An 18,751-nucleotide genomic window follows, 5' to 3' on the forward strand; every position below is an offset into this window, starting at 1 on the left:
ATAAGGAGATTAGAAGAATGATCGCAATCATAGACTATGACGCGGGAAATATCAGAAGCGTGGAGAAAGCCCTGCGGTTTCTGGGACAGGAGGTTTCAATTACACGGGATAAAGAAGAAATCCTGGCGGCGGATAAGGTGGTCCTTCCAGGAGTAGGAGCCTTCGGGGACGCCATGGAGAAGATCCGGCAGTATGACCTGGAGGGAGTGATCTATCAGGTGGCGGAACGCAATATCCCCTTCCTTGGGATCTGCCTTGGCCTGCAGCTCCTGTTTGAGAGAAGCGAAGAATCTCCGGGTGCTGTCGGCCTGGGCCTCTTAAAGGGAGAAATCCTGCGGATCCCGGAAGGAGAAGGCCGCAAGATCCCGCATATAGGATGGAATTCCTTGAATCTTCAGAATGAGGGACGACTGTTTCGGGGAATCCCGGAAGGGGCCTATGTGTATTTTGTCCATTCCTACTATCTGAAAGCGGCGGATGAACAGATGGTGAAGGCGTCTGCAGAATATGGCCCGGTGATCCATGCCTCTGTAGAGAAAGATAATATCTTCGCCTGTCAGTTTCATCCGGAGAAAAGCGGCAGCACAGGATTAAAGATTCTTAAGAATTTTGTGGAAATATAGACTGGGAGGGAAGGTATGCATACGAAGAGAATCATTCCCTGCCTGGACGTGAAAGACGGCCGGGTAGTCAAAGGAGTTAATTTTGTAGATTTGAAAGACGCCGGAGATCCGGTGGAGATCGGGGCGGCCTATGATCAGGCGGGAGCGGACGAACTGGTGTTTCTGGATATTACGGCTTCTTCCGACGCTAGAAAAACCGTGGCGGACATGGTGCGCAAAGTGGCGGAGACCGTATTTATCCCGTTTACCGTGGGAGGCGGGATACGGACAGTGGAAGATTTCAGGGCGCTTCTCAGGGAAGGGGCGGACAAGATTTCGATTAATTCTTCCGCTATCAATACGCCAAGACTGATCTCGGATGCGGCGGAGAAGTTTGGCAGTCAGTGCGTTGTTGTGGCGATCGATGCAAAAAGGAGGCCGGATGGCAGCGGCTGGAATATTTATAAAAATGGAGGCCGCATTGATGTGGGGATCGACGCGCTGGAGTGGGCGGCTGAAGCGGAGAAGCTGGGCGCGGGAGAGATTCTGCTCACCAGCATGGATTGTGATGGGACGAAGGCAGGATACGATTTGGAACTGACCCGCGCTATTGCGGAGACCGTATCGGTTCCGGTGATCGCGTCCGGCGGGGCGGGAAGCTTGGAGCATTTCTATGATGCCCTGACGGAAGGGAAAGCGGATGCGGCTCTGGCGGCTTCCTTATTCCACTATAAAGAACTGGAAATCCGGGAAGTAAAAGAATACTTGAGAGAAAAAGGCGTATCCGTACGTCTGTAATGGAAAAGGAGAAGAACAGCATGGCGGCGATCAGCAACGACTGGCTTGAAGTCCTGCAGGATGAGTTTAAGAAGCCATATTATAAACAATTGTTCCAGACGGTAAACCAGGAGTACCGGACCAGGAAGATCTTTCCCCCGGCAGAGGACATTTTCAACGCGTTCCATCTGACCCCTTTCCATCAGGTGAAGGTGGTGATCTTAGGACAGGATCCTTACCATAATTACGGACAGGCCCATGGCCTTTGCTTTTCCGTAAGGAAAGGAGTGGAGATCCCGCCGTCCCTGGTCAATATCTATCAGGAGCTTCATGACGATCTGGGCTGTACGATCCCAGACCATGGGTGCCTCACAAAGTGGGCGGAGCAGGGCGTGCTGATGCTGAATACCGTACTGACTGTACGGGCCCATCAGGCCCATTCCCATCGGGATATTGGCTGGGAGGAATTTACAGACGCGGTGATAAGGGCCTTAAACAAGGAGGATCGGCCGATTGTCTTTATCCTGTGGGGAGCGCCGGCTCAGCGCAAGGCATCCATGCTTGATAACCCAAATCATTTGATCCTAAAATCGCCTCATCCAAGTCCTTTGTCCGCGTTTAGGGGATTCTTTGGGAGCCGGCCCTTTAGCAAGACCAACGCTTTTTTGAAGGAGCATGGGGAAACGGAGATCGACTGGCAGATCGACTGGACCCCAATGGGGCGATGAATTTTTAGAAAACAGTAAAAATGGTTACGAAAATGTTAATTTTGTCTTGTTTTTATGCCAAATGGTTGAAATCACAAAAACCATTTGGCATAATTAATTGGTGTAGAATGATTGCAGTATGTCCTGCATATAGATAGTTATAGAAGAGGAAAGTAGAGTTATGACGGCGCAGTTGAAAAGGAGAAGTTTGATCTTTGGTGCTGGCGTTTTGGTTTATCTTTGCGCATTGGGAGTTTCAGCGCAGGTGACCTTGTCAGACTGGGTAAGATTCATCTGGTTTTTAATTGCATATTTGATTGTTGGATTCGATTCTTTTATGGGACTACGAGACCGGTTTGCTCAAAAAAGATTTCTGACAGAGTATACGCTGATGATCCTGGCTACGGTCGGGGCTTTTGGCGTTGAGCGGTATGAAGAGGGCGTTTTGGTTATGATCTTGTTTGAACTGGGTCTGATCTTCGAGGCGTTTTCCACAGATACGGCAAAGAGGTCTATTGCTGAGATGATCGATATACGTCCTCAGTACGCGACCCGCAAAGTAAAGGGAAAGGAACAGCAGGTAGATCCTTCAGAATTAAAGCGCAATCATATCATTATCATCAAACCGGGAGAAAGAATACCGGTAGACGCCGTCATCACGAGCGGGACAACAACCATCGACACAAAGGCGGTGACAGGAGAGTCTGTTCCGGTCAGCGCGGGACCGGGGGACCGGATTTACAGCGGCTGCATCAATCTGCGGGGAGTGATCGAGGCAAGAGTATCTAAAGTATATAAAGAGTCTACCGTCTCTAAGATCATGGAGATGGTAGAAGAAGCGCAGAATAAAAAGGCGGAAAGCGAGACGATCATCTCTCGCTTCGCGAGGATCTACACGCCGATCATGCTGGGGCTTGCGTTTTTGGTCATGATCTATCCGCCCCTTACCTTTTCTTACGGCAACTGGGATACCTGGATCTATCGGGGACTCATCTTTCTGATCGTGGCCTGTCCAAGCGGAATCGTCATGTCGATCCCAATCGCGTTCCTTGGAGGGATCGCCGCGGCGGCACGGCAGGGAATCCTGGTAAAAGGCGGCAATTATCTGGAAGACATGTCGAAAGCGGATACGTTCATTTTTGATAAGACAGGAACCTTAACGAAAGGCGTGTTTAAAGTAAAGGAGATCCAGCCAGAAGGAATAAGCGAGGACGAACTGCTGGAGATCGCGGCCCATGTGGAAAGCTACTCTAATCATCCCATCGCGCAGTCTCTGACGGAGGCATATATAGAACGGGGGAAAACTCTGGATAAAGAAAAGGTCTATCGGATGAAAGAAATCCCAGGATTCGGGATCACAGCCACCTATGCGGGACAGCGGGTATATGTGGGAAACTGGCGTATGATGCGGAAGCAGAAAGTGGAGGCAGAGGAGATAGAGAAGGCCGGCACAGTCGTATATGTGGCGGTAGACCGGCGTTACGCGGGATATATCGTGATCGCGGATGAGATCAAAGAAGAGGCTAAGGAGACGCTTCAATATTTGAAGGAGAAATGCAGAGGCGTTCTGGTCATGCTGACAGGAGATTCGGAAGCGGCAGGCCAGGAGGTGGCCGATGAACTGGAAATGGACTATGTTTATTCCAACCTGCTCCCGAAGGATAAGCTGGAACAGGTAGAGGATTTCTTGTCTTTGCAGGACTCTACAGAGCGGCTGGTATGCGTAGGGGACGGCATCAATGATGCGCCGATCCTGACACGCGCGGACGTAGGAATCGCAATGGGAGATCTTGGATCGGCCGCGGCGGTAGAGGCCGCGGATGTGATCCTGATGGAAGATGAGCTTGGAAAGATTACGGAAGTGATCCGGATCGCGAAAGAAACCCTGAGAGTGGTCAGCCAGAATCTTTCTTTTGCGCTGGTCATTAAGGCGATGGTGCTGGTTCTGGCGGTGGTCGGATATTTTGGGATGTGGGAAGCGATCCTGGCAGAAGTGGGAGTCATGTTCACTGTGATCCTGAACGCGGTCGGGGTTGTGAAATACACAGCTTAGGAGGAAATATGAGAAAAGTTCAAAGTTTATTGATCATAGCGGCCGCTGGGATATTTCTTGCGGGCTGCGGACAGAATCCCTATGACAGCGGAATGGAACAGTTGGAAGCGGGTTCCTATTCAGAGGCGGCCCAGCAGTTCCAACAGGCCATAGAGGAGGAAGATAATCTGGCGGATTCTTACCGTGGATTGGGACTGGCCCTCTGGGAACAGGAGGACTATGAAGGAGCGAGGGATGCGCTAGTATCCGCCCTAGAGCAGGGAAGCCAGGAAAGCGGAACAATCTACAGCCTTCTCGGCAACTGCGAATTGCGGCTGGACAACCCGGAGCAGGCGGTCCAATACTATGAGAAGGGGATCGCGGCAGAGGACAGCAGCAAAGAACTGATCCAGGAAATGAAGCATAATGAGATTGCCGCCTACGAACAGATGGGAGATCTGGAACAGGCGAAGTCGCTTTTGGAAGAATATATAGAAGCCTATCCGGAGGATGAGGCGGCTGCCAAGGAAGCAGAGTTTTTAGAGACAAGATAGCAGAGCGTATGATTGAATTAGGAAAAGAGCAAGAAAAGGTCATCCTGGTTGGAGTCAACCTTCCGGGCCAGGAGGATACAGAACAGCTGCTGGATGAGCTGGCGTTTCTGGCTGACACGGCGGGAGCCAGGGAAGTAGGAAGAGTGATCCAGTCAAGAGATCAGATCCACCCGGCGACATATGTGGGAACGGGAAAGATCAGAGAGATCAAAGATCTTCTATGGGAAACAGAGGCCACAGGGGTTATCTGTGATGATGAGCTGACACCGGCTCAGATGAAGAATCTGCAGGATGAGCTGGAGGTCAAGGTGATGGACCGGACTCTTTTGATCCTGGATATCTTTGCGGCGAGAGCGCTCACCAGTGAAGGAAAGATCCAGGTGGAGCTGGCGCAGCTCAAATACCGGCAGACCAGACTTGCGGGTTTTGGGGCGTCTCTTTCCAGACTGGGCGGAGGAATCGGAACAAGAGGACCGGGAGAGAAGAAGCTGGAGACAGACCGCCGCCTGATCCGGAACCGGATCGGCCAGCTAAACCGGGAATTAAAAGCGGTCCGGATGCACCGGCAGGTAACGCGGGAACAAAGAAGGAAAAGCGCGCTTCCGGTGGCCGCCATTGTGGGTTATACCAACGCGGGGAAATCCACCCTTTTAAACCGGCTTACAGGGGCTGGCATCCTGGCGGAAGACAAGCTGTTTGCCACTCTGGACCCAACGACAAGGAATTTTAAACTGCCGGGAGGCCAGGAGATCCTTCTGACGGATACAGTAGGATTTATCCGGAAACTGCCCCATCACCTGATCGATGCGTTCCGAAGTACGTTGGAAGAGGCATGCTATGCGGATATGATCATCCATATGGCGGATATCTCCAGCCCTCAGGTGGAAGAGCAGATGCACACCGTTTATGAGACCCTGCAGGAATTGGGAGTCAAAGATAAACCTATTATCACAGTCTTAAACAAACGGGACCGGGTGGAGAAGCTGCCCCTGATCCGGGATTTTAAGGCGGACTGTACGGTGGCGGTCTCGGCAAGGACGGGGCAGGGATTGGAAGAATTTTTAAGTTTGGTGGAAGGAATCTTACGCGCCCAGGAGATCTGCATCGAAGCAATCTTTCCTTATCAGGATGGAGGGAAGATCCAGCTGATCCGCAAATACGGAGAGATCTTGGAAGAAGAGTACAAGGAAGAAGGGATTTTGATCAAAGCCTATCTTCCCGCCCAGCTCTACGAAAGAGTGCGGCCATCCTGAGGAGAGCGGCCGAAAAGCTTGCGGTAAGCCCGGAAGAAGGTGGAGTAGTCCCGGTAACCGCATTGGAAGCAGGCCTGAGCGGGCGGCATGCCGGACAGGATCAATTCTTTGGCCAGCAGAAGCCGTTTTTGGGAGATATAACTTCCCATGGTGTATCCCGTTTCTTGCTTGAAAAGCCGCATCATATGATATTTGCTGATATAGAATGTCTCCGCGATCTGGCCGATGCTAAGATCTTCTGACAGATTGTCGTTGATATACTGAAGAATGGCGCTGACTTTAGAGCCATTCTTTTCTTTATCCAGGAATTCCAGCCGGTTTCTTCTGGCGGCCCGGTTTAAATGAACCAGGAATTCCAGAAATAAAAGCTGGCGGTAAAGGCCGCAGGCATACCCTTCGTCAGAAAAAGAACGCTCCAGCCGGGTAATAGCGTGAAAGAGAGAACTTTTCTCCAGAGAAGGAATACGCAGTACATTGGAACCTTCCTGATAAGCCTTCTGGAAACAGAAGCTCAGATCGTAGTCGGCAGTTTTGTAAGCCTCGATAAAGGAAGGAGAGATATAGACGATGATCCGCTCGTAGGGAGCTTGATCGTCCACAGTGAGACGATGCAGATCATTATGTTTGACAAGGACAATGTCGTAGGGTTTCAGTTCGTAAGAACGGCCCTCCACCACATAGGTTACCCGTCCTTTGACAAAGATGGTGATCTTGTCGAAATCATGATAGTGGTATTCGATTTCCCGTGTTTCCTGGTCTGTTAGATGGAACAGACGGAATTGACCGTCCAGATATCCCTTTTTCTCATAACGTTCCATATTGCTGTCCTCCGGCTGTGTGGGGCTATACGAATTGAAAGTCTGTAAGTTGTCTTCTATTCTAATTGAAAAGAGCAGGATTTGCAATAAAAAGGGCATGATTTGCCTTGAAAGAGTAAATCATGCCTGCTATGATGAAACTAACATGGAGTGGAGAACCGAAAGAGATTCGGGAAAAGCATGGAGGTATATCATGAAGGTTGTATTGGAGCGATATCATGGTCTGGGAAATGATTATGTAGTATTTGACCCCAACAGAAATGAGCTGGAACTTAGAGAAGAAAATGTGCGGATGATCTGCGACCGGAACGAAGGCTTAGGCGCGGACGGGATCTTAGAAGGCCCGATCCTGAAAGAAGAGGGAATGTACGTAAAGGTGTGGAACCCTGACGGCAGCGAGTCGGAGACCAGCGGAAACGGCGTCCGCATTTTCGCGAAATATTTAAAAGATGCGGATTATGTGCAGAAAAAGCATTTTACACTTTATACAGAAAACGGACCTGTAGAAGTTACCTTCCTGAATGAGGAAGGGAGCCGCTTAAGAGTGTCCATGGGAAAACTTTCCTTCTGGAGCGACGATATCCCGGTGACTGGAGAGCGCAGGGAAGTGATCAATGAAGACATGGTATTTGGACGGACGCTGTACCCGGTAACCTGCGTCAGCATCGGCAATCCCCACTGTGTGATCCCTATGCGGGAGGTGTCTAAGCCGCTGGTGTGCAAGATTGGCGATTACGCGGAGATTGCCAGATATTTCCCGAATCGGATCAATACACAGATCATGAAGGTGATCGACAAAGAGAATATCGCTATCGAGATCTATGAAAGAGGCGCCGGATACACTCTGGCCTCCGGAACAGGAGCCTGCGCGGCGGCAGGCGTAGCCTACAAGCTGGGAATGACCAATAATAAAGTGATCGTCCACATGCCGGGGGGAGATCTGCAGGTAGAAGTGGAAGACGACTGGAACGTCTATATGACCGGAGATGTCTTCTATGTGGCCAAGATCACACTGAGTAATGAATTTGTAGAAAAATTAAGAAGCATATAGTATACTAAGGCATAGGGAGGAACACCTATGCCTTTAAAATTTATTTTTGGACCTTCCGGGTCCGGGAAATCCTATCAGTTGTATCATCAGATCATCCAAGATTCTATGCGTCATCCGGAACGCTCGTATATTGTTTTGGTACCGGAGCAGTTTACCATGCAGACGCAGAAGGATCTTGTCTTATTACACCCCCGGAAAGGGATCATGAATATTGACGTGCTGAGCTTTGGCCGTTTGGCTTACCGGGTATTTGAGGAAACAGGCGGCAATTTGCTTCCTGTGCTGGATGATGAAGGGAAGAATCTGATTCTGCGCAAGATCGCTGGAGACTATGAAAAAGAGCTGAAGGTCCTTCGGGGAAATATGAAGAAGCTCGGGTATATCAGCGAGGTCAAGTCGGCGCTGTCTGAATTTACCCAGTATGACATTGGACAAGAGGAACTTTCCCAGGTTATGGAGGAAGCGGGAGAGGGCAGCAGGCTGTATTATAAGCTTAGAGATATTGGGATTCTGTACCGGGGATTTTACGATTATCTGGAGAAAAAATATATTACGAAAGAAGAACTTTTAGACGTGCTCAGCCGTCTGGTAAAACGTTCGAAGACCTTAAGAGACGCGACGATCGCTTTGGATGGATTTACCGGATTTACCCCGGTGCAGAACCGGCTGCTGGGAGAACTTCTGACTTACTGCCGGGAGGTTTTCGTGACGGTCACTATGGATCAGAGGGAAGATCCCTGGCGGTATGACCATCCCTATCAATTGTTTTCTCTGAGCAAACAGATGGTCACGTCCCTGACCCGTATCGCCGGAGAGTTAAAGGTTCCTATAGAAGAACCAGAGTTTTTGTATGACGGAGTCCCGCAACGTTTCCGAAGCAGCCCGGCGCTGGCGTTTTTGGAACGGAATCTGTTCCGGGCTGAGGGAGATATTTATAAAGAAAAGACTGCCGCTATTGGGCTCCATCAGGCCAGGAATCCCAGAGAAGAGGCGTTTGCCGCGGCAGGGAAGATCCGCTCCCTTGTGAGGAGACAGGGACTGCGTTACCGGGAGATCGGTGTGATCACAAGCAGTATGGAAACTTATGGAGATTATCTGGAACAGGCCTTTGAAGCCTATGAGATCCCAGTATTCATGGACCATAAGCGCAGTATTCTTCTGAATCCTTTTATTGAATATATCCGGAGTCTGCTGAATATGGGGGTGCAGAACTTCACATACGAAAGCGTCTTTCGGTTCCTGAGGACCAATCTGGCTGGATTTACCTACGAGGAGACCGACCGGCTGGAAAGCTACGTGATTGGTTTGGGGATCAAAGGTTATAAGCGGTGGCAGGAAAGATGGACGCGGCGTCTGAAGGGAATGAAGGAAGAAGAGCTGGAAGAGCTGAACCATTTTAGAGTGGCGTTTGTGGAAAAAGTGGACGGCCTGATGTATGTGCTGAGACAAAGGAGCAAGACAGTCCAGGATATCACCCAGGCAGTTTATGAGTTCATGGTTCAGGAAGAATTGCAGCTCAAGCTGAAGAAACAGGAGGAAGCGTTCCAGAACAGGGGAGAACTGGCGCTGGCGAAAGAATACGCCCAGATCTACCGCATCTTGATCCAGCTGTTTGAAAAATTTGTGGAACTCCTGGGAGATGAAAGAGTGGGGCTGGAAGAATACTGCCAGCTTTTTGACGCGGGACTGGAAGAGGCGCGGGTAGGTGTGATTCCGCCCAGCGTAGATCAGGTAGTGGCGGGAGATATGGAACGGACCCGGCTTAAAGACGTAAAAGCGCTGTTTTTTGTAGGGGCTAATGACGTACATCTGCCGGGGGCCCTGACTCGTACCGGGCTTCTGTCTGAGCGGGACAGGGAAGTATTTGGCAAAAGGCGGATTTCCCTTGCGCCGGGAGGAAAGGAACAGGCCTATATCCAGAAGTTTTATCTGTATACCAATCTGACCAAGCCTTCCGAATACTTGGAGGTCTATTACAGCAAAGTCTCCCCGGACGGAAAGAGTCTGCGTCCTTCCTATCTGATCCAGGAGCTTCGGAGACTCTACCCTGCGCTGGAAGTGGAAGATGAGGAGAAGAGGAAGATCCAGGATGGAGAATTGACCGCCCCTATAGGGATGGACTGGCTGATCCGGGGATTGCAGGGGATAGGAGAGGGAATGGATCCGGCGTGGCAGGAATTATACACCTGGTACCAGAAGGAGCCATCCTGGAAACAGGAGACAGAGCGGCTTCTGGAAGCGGCCAGTTACCACTGCCCCAAAGACTCGCTGACCCGGAAGACGGCGGAAAAATTATACGGGAAAGAGTTCCAGGACAGCATTACCAGGATGGAGAAATTTTCTTCCTGCGCTTTTGCCCATTTCATGGATTACGGCCTGCGGCTTCAGGAGCGCCAGGAGTATGATTTCGAGGCTTTGGATCTGGGAAATATCTGTCACAGCGCTTTGGAGCTCTATTCTAAGAAAGTGGAAGGGGAAACGGGAGGATGGCTCGGTGTTTCCCGGGAAAAACGAAGAGCATATATCGATGAGAGCGTGGAGGAAGCGGCCGCCGGCTATGGAAATTCTATTCTCTACAGTTCCGCCCGCAATGAATATGTGATCGTCCGCATCAAGCGGATGCTGGAACGGACCGTGTGGGCTTTGACCCGCCAGCTTGAGGCCGGGGATTTCCGGCCATCCGCATACGAGCAGAGATTTTCGGGAGGAAAGATCGACCGGGTGGACCTGTGCAGGGAAGGAAATAAGATCTATGTCAAGGTTCTGGACTATAAGACAGGAATGAAAGCGTTTGACGCGGGGGCCTTGTATTACGGCCTCCAGCTTCAGCTGATGGTGTATATGTCTGCGGCGGTCCGGCAGGAAGAAAAGCGGAATCCTGACTGTGAAGTGATCCCCGCGGGAGTATTTTACTACCGGATCTGGGATCCGCTGGTGGACAGGCAGAAAGACGGAGCCGTGGAAGAGGCGGTGCTGAAAGAACTGCGGCCTGATGGGATCGTGAATCTGAAAGAGGAAGCGCTGGAGCACCTGGACCGGACGAAGGCAGGGGAATCTCTGGCGGTTCCAGTGAAGTTTAAGAAAGATGGGAGTCTGTCCAAGACTTCCAGGGCAGTGTCAGATGAAGAATTTCGTGTGATGATGGATTTTGCCGGGGAAAAAGTAGAGGAAAACCACCAAAGAATCCTGGAAGGAGAGATACGGCCCAGGCCCTACCGGCAGGGAAATACAACAGGATGTGATTACTGCGGATACCGGCATATCTGCGGATTTGATGTAAGGATGCCGGGATTTGGCTACCGGGAACTTGGGAAACTGAGCCGTGAGGAAGCCATCCTGCGGATGCAAAAGGATCTGGAAAAAGGAGAAAGGTAGACCATGGGAGTACAGTGGACCAAAGAACAACAGAAGGTGATCGACTTAAGAGACCGCAATATCCTGGTATCCGCGGCAGCGGGATCGGGAAAGACCGCGGTGCTGGTAGAGCGGATCATCTCCATGCTCACAGATCCGGAACATCCGATGGATGTAGACCGGCTTTTGGTGGTGACGTTTACCGAAGCGACGGCGGCAGAGATGAAGGAGCGGATCCGGACGGCCATCGAGAAGAAACTTGCGGAGAATCCGCGGCAGGAACATCTGAAGCGGCAGGCTACGCTGATTCACAGCGCCCAGATCACTACGATCCACAGTTTCTGTCTTTCGGTAGTGCGGGATCATTTTCACGCCATTGACCTGGATCCTGGATTCCGGATCGGGGAAGAGGGAGAATTAAAGCTTTTGGAAAGGGAAGTGTTAGGGGAGATCCTGGAAGAGCAGTACGAGGAAGGAGAGAAGGGATTCCTTAACTTTGCCAGCGCATATGGGACTGGAAGAAGCGATAAAAAGCTGGAAGACCTGATTTTGAAGATTTTCCAATTCTCCAGAAGCTATCCGGATTCGGAGAAATGGTTGGAAGATTGTGTCAGCGCCTATCAGGCGGAGAGCTTGGAGGAATTAGAGGAAAGCAGGTATATCCGCCTTCTGATAGAGCTGGTAAAGAAAAACTTACAGGACGCGGAAGCGTTTTTGGACCGGGGGATCAGGATCTGCCGGGAGCCGGACGGACCGGCGGTATACGAGGAAATGCTGCTGGACGATCGGGAAACGGTGCGGGGGCTCCTGAAGAAAGAGAGCTATCAGGCGCTGGGGAAAGGATTTGGAAACTTGTCCTGGATGCGGCTGAAAGCGTGCAGGGACCAGGAAGTCTCGGAGGAGAAGATCCTGCAGGTGAAAGGGATCCGGGAGGAAGTTAAAGACATGGTCAAGGATCTGGCCTCCCAGTATTTCTATGAGGAAGCGGAAGTGATCCTGGCAGATCTGAAGCTGTGCCGCCCCTATATGGAGGAATTGGCCCGCCTTACGAAACTGTTTGCCGTAAGATTTGAGGAAAAGAAACGATCCCGGAACCTGATCGATTTCTCAGATATGGAGCAGTACGCCCTGCGGATCCTGACCAGGGAAGAACATGGCAGGCGGGTTCCATCGGATACCGCGGAAGAATACCAGCGGCAGTTTTATGAGATCATGATCGACGAATACCAGGACAGCAATCTGATCCAGGAGACGATCCTGACCAGCATTTCTGGAGTTTCAAAGGGACGCTACAATATTTTCATGGTGGGGGATGTGAAGCAGAGCATCTACCGCTTCCGTCTTTCCCGGCCGGAACTTTTCATGGAGAAGTTCGATACCTATGATCTGGAGTACGGGCCCCGGCAGAGGATCGACCTGCACAAAAACTTCCGAAGCCGCGGCCAGGTGCTGGATAGCGTCAATGCTCTGTTCCGAAAGCTTATGCGGCGGGAACTTGGGGGGATCGCCTATGATGACCGGGCGGCCCTTTACGTGGGAGCCTCGTACCCGGAGGGGGAAGGGTTTGATACGGAAGTCCTGCTGGTCGATACGGAACCGCCGGAGGGAGAGGGAGCCTCTGGCGGATCAGATGTTCCCGAGTCTGCGGGACCAAGCGCCCTGGAACTGGAAGCGCGGGCGATCGCGGGCAGGATTCGCGGTCTTTTGGCGGAACAGAAGGTGCTGGACCGGGAGAGCGGGAATCTGCGTCCCGTCAGATATGGGGACATTGTGGTTCTGACCAGGAGTATTCGGGGATCTGCGGAAGTATTTGCGGAAGTGTTGGCCAAAGAAGGGATTCCGGCCCATGTTGGGACGCGGGAAGGATATTTTTCCGCGCAGGAAGTGGGACTTGTGCTGGATTATCTGCGAGTGCTGGATAACCGGCGTCAGGATATTCCGCTGGCAGCGGTATTGGCCTCGCCTATGGGAGAGCTGAACAGCGAAGAGTTGGCGCGTATCCGCGGCGCGTATCCGGAGGAGCCTTTCCATCAGGCGGTGGAGCGCTGCCGCAGAGAAGAGGAGATGGAAGAGATCTCCCGGAAACTGGAAAAGTGCCTTGGAACGATGGACCGATTGAGAAGCCTGGTTCCTTATACCCCTATGCATGAACTTCTGCAAAAGGTGTTAAAAGAGACTGGCTACGGAGCTTACGCGGCGGCCATGCCGGGAGGAATACAGAAGAAAGCTAATCTGGAAATGCTGGAAGAGAAGGCCAGGGCTTTTGAAGCGACCAGTTATAAAGGGCTGTTTCATTTTATCCGGTATATCGAACAGCTTGAGAAATATGATGTAGATTACGGAGAAGCCAGCATCGAGGACGAGAATTCTGACGCGGTAAGGATCATGACCATCCATAAGAGCAAAGGGTTGGAGTTCCCCATCGTCTTTGCGGCGGGGATGGGAAAGCGGTTCAACATGCAGGACACCAGAAGCAGTGTGGTCCTTCACCCGGATCTGGGGATCGGCCTGGAAGCCATCGACCTGGACAGCAGAACGAAAAGTCCCAGCCTGATCAAGAAAGTGATCCAAAAGGAGGAAGTCATGGACAGTCTGGCGGAGGAGCTTCGGGTGCTGTATGTAGCGTTTACCAGGGCGAAGGAAAAACTGATCATTACCGGAACCCTTGCCCAGGCAGCCCAAAAAGCGGAAGCGGCGAAGTCGATCATACTGGATAAAGAAGAAGCTCTGCCTTTTGGAAAGCTGAGCCGGGCATCTGTCTACTGGGACTGGCTGCTTCCCGCTCTTGTCAGCCTGCCGGAAGAAGCCGGGGTTAAGCTCCGCCTGCTGGGATTGGAAGAGATTACCAAAGAAGAGGTGCTGCGGGAGACAACGGATACGGTAAAACGGCAGATATTGGAACATTGGGATATAGACCGGGTCTATGACCGGGAGGTCAAAGAAAGGCTGGACCAGCAGTTTCGTTATCAATATCCGGATACAAAAGCAGGAGAGCGGAAGCTGAAGTTTACGGTATCAGAATTAAAGAAGCGGGCCCATCTGATAGAAGAGCAGGGATCCGGGGAGGATGACCTGGGTCAGTTGGTTTATGAAGAACCGGAAGTGATTCCGCTGATCCCAAAGTTCCTGGAAGAAAAGGAAGAATTGACCGGCGCATCCAGGGGAACCGCTTATCACCGGGTCATGGAACTGCTGGATTTTGGAAAAGATTACAGCCGGGAAGAATTAGAAGAGGAAATCCGGTGTTTCCATGAGGAAGGAAAGCTTTCAGAGGAAATGGCTTCCTGCATCCGGGCGGATGACATCGGCAAAGTAGTAGACAGCCCTTTGGGACAGCGGCTTAAGGAAGCCGCCGGGAAAGACCGTTTGTGGAAAGAACAGCCCTTTGTCCTGGGACTTCCCGCCCGTGAGCTCTATCCGGAAGAGCGGGAAGAGGAAGTGGTGCTGGTCCAAGGGATCATAGACGTGTATTTTGAGGAAGAAGACGGGCTGGTAGTGCTGGATTATAAGACGGACCGGGTAAAGAACGTAGAAGAACTGGCAGAGAAATATCACGCTCAGCTTGAGTATTACGCAAAAGCTTTGGAACAGCTGACGGAAAAGAAGGTGAAGGAGAAGATCGTCTATTCCTTTACTCTGGGTGAGTATAAATATCTGTAGAAATCGATACGTGGAGGATAAAAGCTGATGGAAGAGAAAAAGAGTAAGATTTTGATCGCGGACGATGAGCGCGAGATTCGAGAGATCGTGGAACTGCTTCTGGAAGGGGAAGGCTATGAGGTGGTGGCGGCGAAAGATGGCCAGGAAGCGCTGGATCTTGCGGATTCTACTGTGGATCTGTATATTTTGGATGTAAATATGCCGGTTTTGTCCGGGTTTGCGGCGGCGGCAAAGATCAGGAAAAGGTTCTACGCGCCGATTCTTTTCCTGACGGCTTACTCAGGAGAGTCCGATAAGGTTATGGGATTCTCGGTAGGCGGCGATGATTATTTGGTGAAGCCTTTTTCCAATACGGAGCTTTTAATACGAGTGAAGGCGCATCTGAGAAGGGCGCAGCAGTACCATCCATCCGGAGAGATTGAGGAAGAAGAGCCGACGAAGATCCCATACAAAGACCTGATCCTGGATTTAGACAGTCAGTCTGTATATAAGGGAGAAGAAGTGATCACTCTGACATATACAGAGTTTAAGATATTAGAATTATTTATTACATACCGCAGGAAGATTTTCTCTCTGGATAATATTTACGAGAGTGTCTGGGGAGAAGAGGCGGTAGGAGACAGCACTATCATGGTACATATTAAGAATATACGCAAAAAACTGGGAGACAGCTCAAGGAATCCTAAGTATATCAAAACGGCCTGGGGGAAAGGATATTATGCGGACTGACGCTAAGAAGAAAAACGAGAAAAGCAAGAAACTTTCTATAGTCATTTTAGAATACTTGATCCTGTCGGCGCTGATCTCAGGCTTTATCTTTTTCTTTCTGTATGGAGTCTCCGATTCGATCGCGGAAAACTATTTTTTAAGAAAAGGAATCCAGCTTACCGATGTCCAGGTCCGGGTGCTGCATGTGTGGCTGCGGAGTATCTGCGGATTTGCGGGAATTATCGTGTTTGTGATCCTTTTCCTTTTTATGCTGGGGCAGAGGCTGTCCTATTTGATCCAGATCATCCAAGGGGTTGAAAAGCTTCAGGAGAATAAGATGGACCACAGAATCCCTCTGGAGGGAATGGATGAACTGACGCGGCTGGCGGAGACGATCAATTATCTCTCCGCTTCCCAGCGGGAATTAAATCAGAAGGAAACCCAGATGAAAGAAGAGAGGGAAGCGTGGATCAGGTCCCTGTCCCACGATATCCGCACGCCTCTTACTTCGATGATCTCCTACTCGGAATTTGTACTGGAGAAGAAGGAGCCGGATTTGGAAGAAATGAAAAATTGTATTGCTCTGATCCATACCAAATCGATTCAGATCAAAGAACTTACCGATCAGCTTATGGGAAGGAATCAAGTAAACTGGGAGCCGGTGGAGGATGTGGGCTTCTTGTTTTCCCAACTGGCCCAGGAATGGCAGGAAATCTTGGAAGACCGGTTCCAGTGCGGCATAAGGCTTGAATCTATGGAGGGTATGGATGGACTTGCGGATATCTATGTTCTTCGGAGGATCGTAGATAATCTGGCTTCTAATGTAGAGAAATACGCAGATGACAGTCAGCCGGTGAAGCTGGAGATCCAGGAAGAAGACCGCACTGTTTCTATCATACAGAGCAATGGAATCCGCACGGGGGAAGGCCCGGCAAGAGAAAGTCATAAAATCGGTCTGTCAAATATACAGAAGCTGGCGGCCTTATATGGGGGAACTGTGGAAATAAAAGAAGAAGACTGTCAGTTCCAGATCAGGATCAGCCTGTATATACGTCCCCTTGTTTAGAATTTTTTAGGAATTCATTTAGAATTTCTTTATGAGCGATTGGTATCCTAAGTCCATAGAAAAGACAAGGAGGAAATAAAAAATGGCAATTGGTTTAATTATGGTCATGTTTGTGGGGATGAGCGCAATCAGTATTGTGGGGATGATCCTGCTGCTTTTGGTAAAAAATGAAACAGTAAAAAGAAGATTATTTTATGTAATGTGCGCATGGGGGATGGTCGTTGCGATATTGAGCGCGAACAGTCTTCCCGCCAACTGGACCGGACAGCAGATATTGGCATGGGGGATGGGATTCCTCAGCGTGGCCGGAGGGATCGTACATGTGAAAGCAAAGACGAGATATCAGTATTTGGCAGCCTATGGTCTGGTAGCGGTATCCTGTATAGGCGGTGTCTTGAAAATGTTTATAATCTAAGAAATGTGAAAAGCTTCCTGCGAAAATCGGGAAGCTTTTTTTGTGTTTATTGACAGTTTGGGTTTTTGATGCTATTATGATGATATCAAAATGATATCAAAAAGAAAAGGGGGAATACAATATGGAAAAAGAGAAGATCAGGAAGGAAAAAGTATTAAACCCTATGAATGGATATGTAATGCTTTTCTTAGGTGTAATTGGAATTATAGGGGGGATCGGGGTGATCGTTGCCGGGTCTGTGATCGGAGCTGGAGCAGGCAGCGCCTGGACGATCAGCCTCAGTGTGTGCGTGGGAGTGGTACTGCTGGTTTTAGCGGTCATTCTTCTATGCGGGCTGAAGGTATTGAATCCCAATGAAGCATATGTGTTTGCTCTTTTTGGCAATTATTATGGGACGCTGAAAAGAGAAGGGTTCTTCTGGGTCAATCCATTTTGCAGCGCCTTGAATCCGACAGTCAAAGGGACGCCGGTAGTGACCGGTAAGGTAGAAGGGGCCTCTGCGGCGTTTTCTGTAGGAAATTCTGTGAAAAAGGTGTCTATGAGGACAATGACTTTGGATAACAAGAAGCAGAAAGTCAACGATCTTCTGGGGAACCCGGTTGAGATTGGAGCAGTTGTGATCTGGAAGGTGGAGAATCCTACGAAAGCGGTCATTAATGTAGAGAATTATAAGAATTACCTGTCTATCCAGTGCGATGCCATTATCCGCAATACTGCGAGACAGTATCCTTACGATACTAACGAGGGCGGCGATGAGAAGTCCCTGCGGGGCAGCAGTCAGGAGATCGCGGAGATCATGAGCCAGGAACTGCAGGAGAAGACGGTGGAAGCAGGCATTAAGATCATAGACGTGAGGATCACACATTTGGCTTACGCGCCGGAGATTGCCTCGGCTATGCTGCAGCGCCAGCAGGCATCCGCGATTATCGATGCGCGGCAGAAGATTGTAGAGGGCGCGGTAGGAATGGTAGAGATGGCTCTTGGAAGGCTGAGTGAAGCGGAAGTGGTGGATCTGGACGAGGAAAGAAAAGCAGCTATGGTAAGCAATCTTTTGGTAGTGCTCTGCGGAAATAGAGAGGCCCAGCCGATTGTAAACAGCGGCAGTCTGTATTAGAATAATAAAAAACTGGCAGAAAGGGGGAGGATTTTGGAAAAGGAAAAGAAATCAAAGAAACAGGTCCCCCTGCGTCTTTCAGAGAAATTGTATAACGAGATCGCCCAATGGGCGGAAGATGACTTCCGCTCCATGAACGGGCAGATCGAATATCTTCTGACAGAATGTGTAAAACATAGAAAAGGGAAAAAGGATCCTAAGTAAAACTCTGCATCTGTGTTAATAGCTGATCTGTGGACGGAGAAGGATAGGAGTGAATCATCAAAGAGAGTCTGTCAGCGTGGCCCATGGCAAGGGTCCCCATGAGGGATTTCGCGTCCACAGCGCGGTTCCCGCTTACCAGATCCATATGAAAAGGATATTGATTTGCGATTTCTACAAATTTTACAATGTCGTCAGTCTTGCGAAAATTAATAGGGATCTTGATCAATTATAACCGCTCCTTTCTTTTGATTGCTTCAGTCTAATATATTATATTTGATCAATGCCGAAAAAAGTAGAACCAGGATTGTAAAAAAAAGGCCATATTTTGTAAGAATAGGAGAAATTTGGCAAAATCTGTCGATTCTGGCAAAAAAGAGGACGAAAATTGCGCAAGTGTGATATAGTAGAGACAGGAAGCGGCAAAAGAGGCGGACAA

Annotated in this window: 16 protein-coding genes; 14 read left to right on the forward strand and 2 right to left on the reverse strand. The window is 50.1% G+C overall.

What is annotated here, in order from left to right; all coding sequences use genetic code 11:
* Positions 1 to 17: 17 nt before the first annotated feature.
* The 6 genes from hisH (at position 18) to hflX (ending at position 5,925) form a co-directional block, all read left to right on the forward strand.
* Positions 18 to 623, forward strand: coding sequence for an imidazole glycerol phosphate synthase subunit HisH (hisH, locus tag FND36_04395; GenBank protein QDW73343.1), 606 nt, complete (start codon positions 18 to 20; stop codon positions 621 to 623).
* 15 nt (positions 624 to 638) lie between these two features.
* Positions 639 to 1,400 (forward strand): imidazole glycerol phosphate synthase subunit HisF, encoded by a 762-nt coding sequence (gene hisF / locus FND36_04400; GenBank protein ID QDW73344.1) that lies wholly within the window; start codon positions 639 to 641, stop codon positions 1,398 to 1,400.
* A gap of 20 nt (positions 1,401 to 1,420) precedes the next feature.
* On the forward strand, positions 1,421 to 2,107 hold the full coding sequence (locus FND36_04405) for a uracil-DNA glycosylase (GenBank protein ID QDW73345.1): 687 nt from the start codon (positions 1,421 to 1,423) through the stop codon (positions 2,105 to 2,107).
* A gap of 160 nt (positions 2,108 to 2,267) precedes the next feature.
* Complete coding sequence (gene cadA, locus FND36_04410; GenBank protein ID QDW73346.1) at positions 2,268 to 4,139, forward strand: cadmium-translocating P-type ATPase; 1,872 nt, start codon at positions 2,268 to 2,270, stop codon at positions 4,137 to 4,139.
* 8 nt (positions 4,140 to 4,147) lie between these two features.
* Entirely contained in the window at positions 4,148 to 4,672 is a 525-nt protein-coding gene (locus FND36_04415) for a tetratricopeptide repeat protein (protein QDW73347.1), read from the forward strand.
* An 8-nt stretch (positions 4,673 to 4,680) separates the two neighbouring features.
* Positions 4,681 to 5,925: a GTPase HflX gene (gene hflX, locus FND36_04420; protein ID QDW73348.1), complete on the forward strand. Its 1,245-nt coding sequence runs from the start codon at positions 4,681 to 4,683 to the stop codon at positions 5,923 to 5,925.
* On the opposite strand, the gene FND36_04425 is transcribed toward hflX, so the two are convergent.
* The gene (locus FND36_04425; GenBank protein ID QDW73349.1) at positions 5,901 to 6,743 is read right to left on the reverse strand and encodes a helix-turn-helix domain-containing protein; all 843 of its coding nucleotides are present in this window, start codon (positions 6,741 to 6,743) and stop codon (positions 5,901 to 5,903) included. The genes hflX and FND36_04425 overlap by 25 nt on opposite strands.
* Before the next feature lie 193 nt (positions 6,744 to 6,936).
* On the opposite strand from FND36_04425, the gene dapF reads away from it, so the two are divergent.
* From dapF to FND36_04465, 8 genes are all read left to right on the forward strand, one after another.
* Complete coding sequence (gene dapF / locus FND36_04430) at positions 6,937 to 7,794, forward strand: diaminopimelate epimerase (GenBank protein QDW73350.1); 858 nt, start codon at positions 6,937 to 6,939, stop codon at positions 7,792 to 7,794.
* Positions 7,795 to 7,821: 27 nt separating this feature from the next.
* Entirely contained in the window at positions 7,822 to 11,169 is a 3,348-nt protein-coding gene (locus tag FND36_04435; GenBank protein QDW73351.1) for a helicase-exonuclease AddAB subunit AddB, read from the forward strand.
* A gap of 3 nt (positions 11,170 to 11,172) precedes the next feature.
* A complete protein-coding gene (addA, locus tag FND36_04440) occupies positions 11,173 to 14,808 on the forward strand; it encodes a helicase-exonuclease AddAB subunit AddA (protein ID QDW73352.1) in 3,636 nt (1,211 codons plus the stop codon).
* 27 nt (positions 14,809 to 14,835) lie between these two features.
* The gene (locus tag FND36_04445; GenBank protein ID QDW73353.1) at positions 14,836 to 15,537 is read left to right on the forward strand and encodes a response regulator transcription factor; all 702 of its coding nucleotides are present in this window, start codon (positions 14,836 to 14,838) and stop codon (positions 15,535 to 15,537) included.
* On the forward strand, positions 15,527 to 16,582 hold the full coding sequence (locus FND36_04450; protein ID QDW73354.1) for a HAMP domain-containing histidine kinase: 1,056 nt from the start codon (positions 15,527 to 15,529) through the stop codon (positions 16,580 to 16,582). The genes FND36_04445 and FND36_04450 overlap by 11 nt, the downstream gene beginning before the upstream one ends.
* Before the next feature lie 82 nt (positions 16,583 to 16,664).
* Complete coding sequence (locus FND36_04455; protein QDW73355.1) at positions 16,665 to 16,997, forward strand: hypothetical protein; 333 nt, start codon at positions 16,665 to 16,667, stop codon at positions 16,995 to 16,997.
* Positions 16,998 to 17,118: 121 nt separating this feature from the next.
* Positions 17,119 to 18,111 (forward strand): SPFH domain-containing protein, encoded by a 993-nt coding sequence (locus FND36_04460; GenBank protein QDW73356.1) that lies wholly within the window; start codon positions 17,119 to 17,121, stop codon positions 18,109 to 18,111.
* A gap of 33 nt (positions 18,112 to 18,144) precedes the next feature.
* Positions 18,145 to 18,315 carry a hypothetical protein gene (locus FND36_04465; GenBank protein QDW73357.1) on the forward strand — a complete coding sequence of 57 codons (171 nt, stop codon included), beginning with the start codon at positions 18,145 to 18,147 and terminating at the stop codon, positions 18,313 to 18,315.
* Here FND36_04465 and FND36_04470 read toward each other — a convergent pair.
* A complete protein-coding gene (locus FND36_04470) occupies positions 18,308 to 18,541 on the reverse strand; it encodes an HPr family phosphocarrier protein (GenBank protein ID QDW73358.1) in 234 nt (77 codons plus the stop codon). The two genes, FND36_04465 and FND36_04470, sit on opposite strands and share 8 nt — an antisense overlap.
* Positions 18,542 to 18,751 lie beyond the last annotated feature (210 nt).

It is taken from the genome of Lachnospiraceae bacterium KGMB03038 (assembly GCA_007361935.1).
In the GTDB taxonomy this organism is placed as follows: domain Bacteria; phylum Bacillota; class Clostridia; order Lachnospirales; family Lachnospiraceae; genus Massilistercora.

Excerpts from the sequence above, each read along its gene's own strand:
- hisH (QDW73343.1), top strand. The coding sequence starts at position 18 with ATGATCGCAATCATAGACTATGACGCGGGAAATATCAGAAGCGTGGAG.
- hisF (QDW73344.1), top strand. The coding sequence starts at position 639 with ATGCATACGAAGAGAATCATTCCCTGCCTGGACGTGAAAGACGGCCGG.
- FND36_04405 (QDW73345.1), top strand. The coding sequence starts at position 1,421 with ATGGCGGCGATCAGCAACGACTGGCTTGAAGTCCTGCAGGATGAGTTT.
- cadA (QDW73346.1), top strand. The coding sequence starts at position 2,268 with ATGACGGCGCAGTTGAAAAGGAGAAGTTTGATCTTTGGTGCTGGCGTT.
- FND36_04415 (QDW73347.1), top strand. The coding sequence starts at position 4,148 with ATGAGAAAAGTTCAAAGTTTATTGATCATAGCGGCCGCTGGGATATTT.
- hflX (QDW73348.1), top strand. The coding sequence starts at position 4,681 with ATGATTGAATTAGGAAAAGAGCAAGAAAAGGTCATCCTGGTTGGAGTC.
- FND36_04425 (QDW73349.1), bottom strand. The coding sequence starts at position 6,743 with ATGGAACGTTATGAGAAAAAGGGATATCTGGACGGTCAATTCCGTCTG.
- dapF (QDW73350.1), top strand. The coding sequence starts at position 6,937 with ATGAAGGTTGTATTGGAGCGATATCATGGTCTGGGAAATGATTATGTA.
- FND36_04435 (QDW73351.1), top strand. The coding sequence starts at position 7,822 with ATGCCTTTAAAATTTATTTTTGGACCTTCCGGGTCCGGGAAATCCTAT.
- addA (QDW73352.1), top strand. The coding sequence starts at position 11,173 with ATGGGAGTACAGTGGACCAAAGAACAACAGAAGGTGATCGACTTAAGA.
- FND36_04445 (QDW73353.1), top strand. The coding sequence starts at position 14,836 with ATGGAAGAGAAAAAGAGTAAGATTTTGATCGCGGACGATGAGCGCGAG.
- FND36_04450 (QDW73354.1), top strand. The coding sequence starts at position 15,527 with ATGCGGACTGACGCTAAGAAGAAAAACGAGAAAAGCAAGAAACTTTCT.
- FND36_04455 (QDW73355.1), top strand. The coding sequence starts at position 16,665 with ATGGCAATTGGTTTAATTATGGTCATGTTTGTGGGGATGAGCGCAATC.
- FND36_04460 (QDW73356.1), top strand. The coding sequence starts at position 17,119 with ATGGAAAAAGAGAAGATCAGGAAGGAAAAAGTATTAAACCCTATGAAT.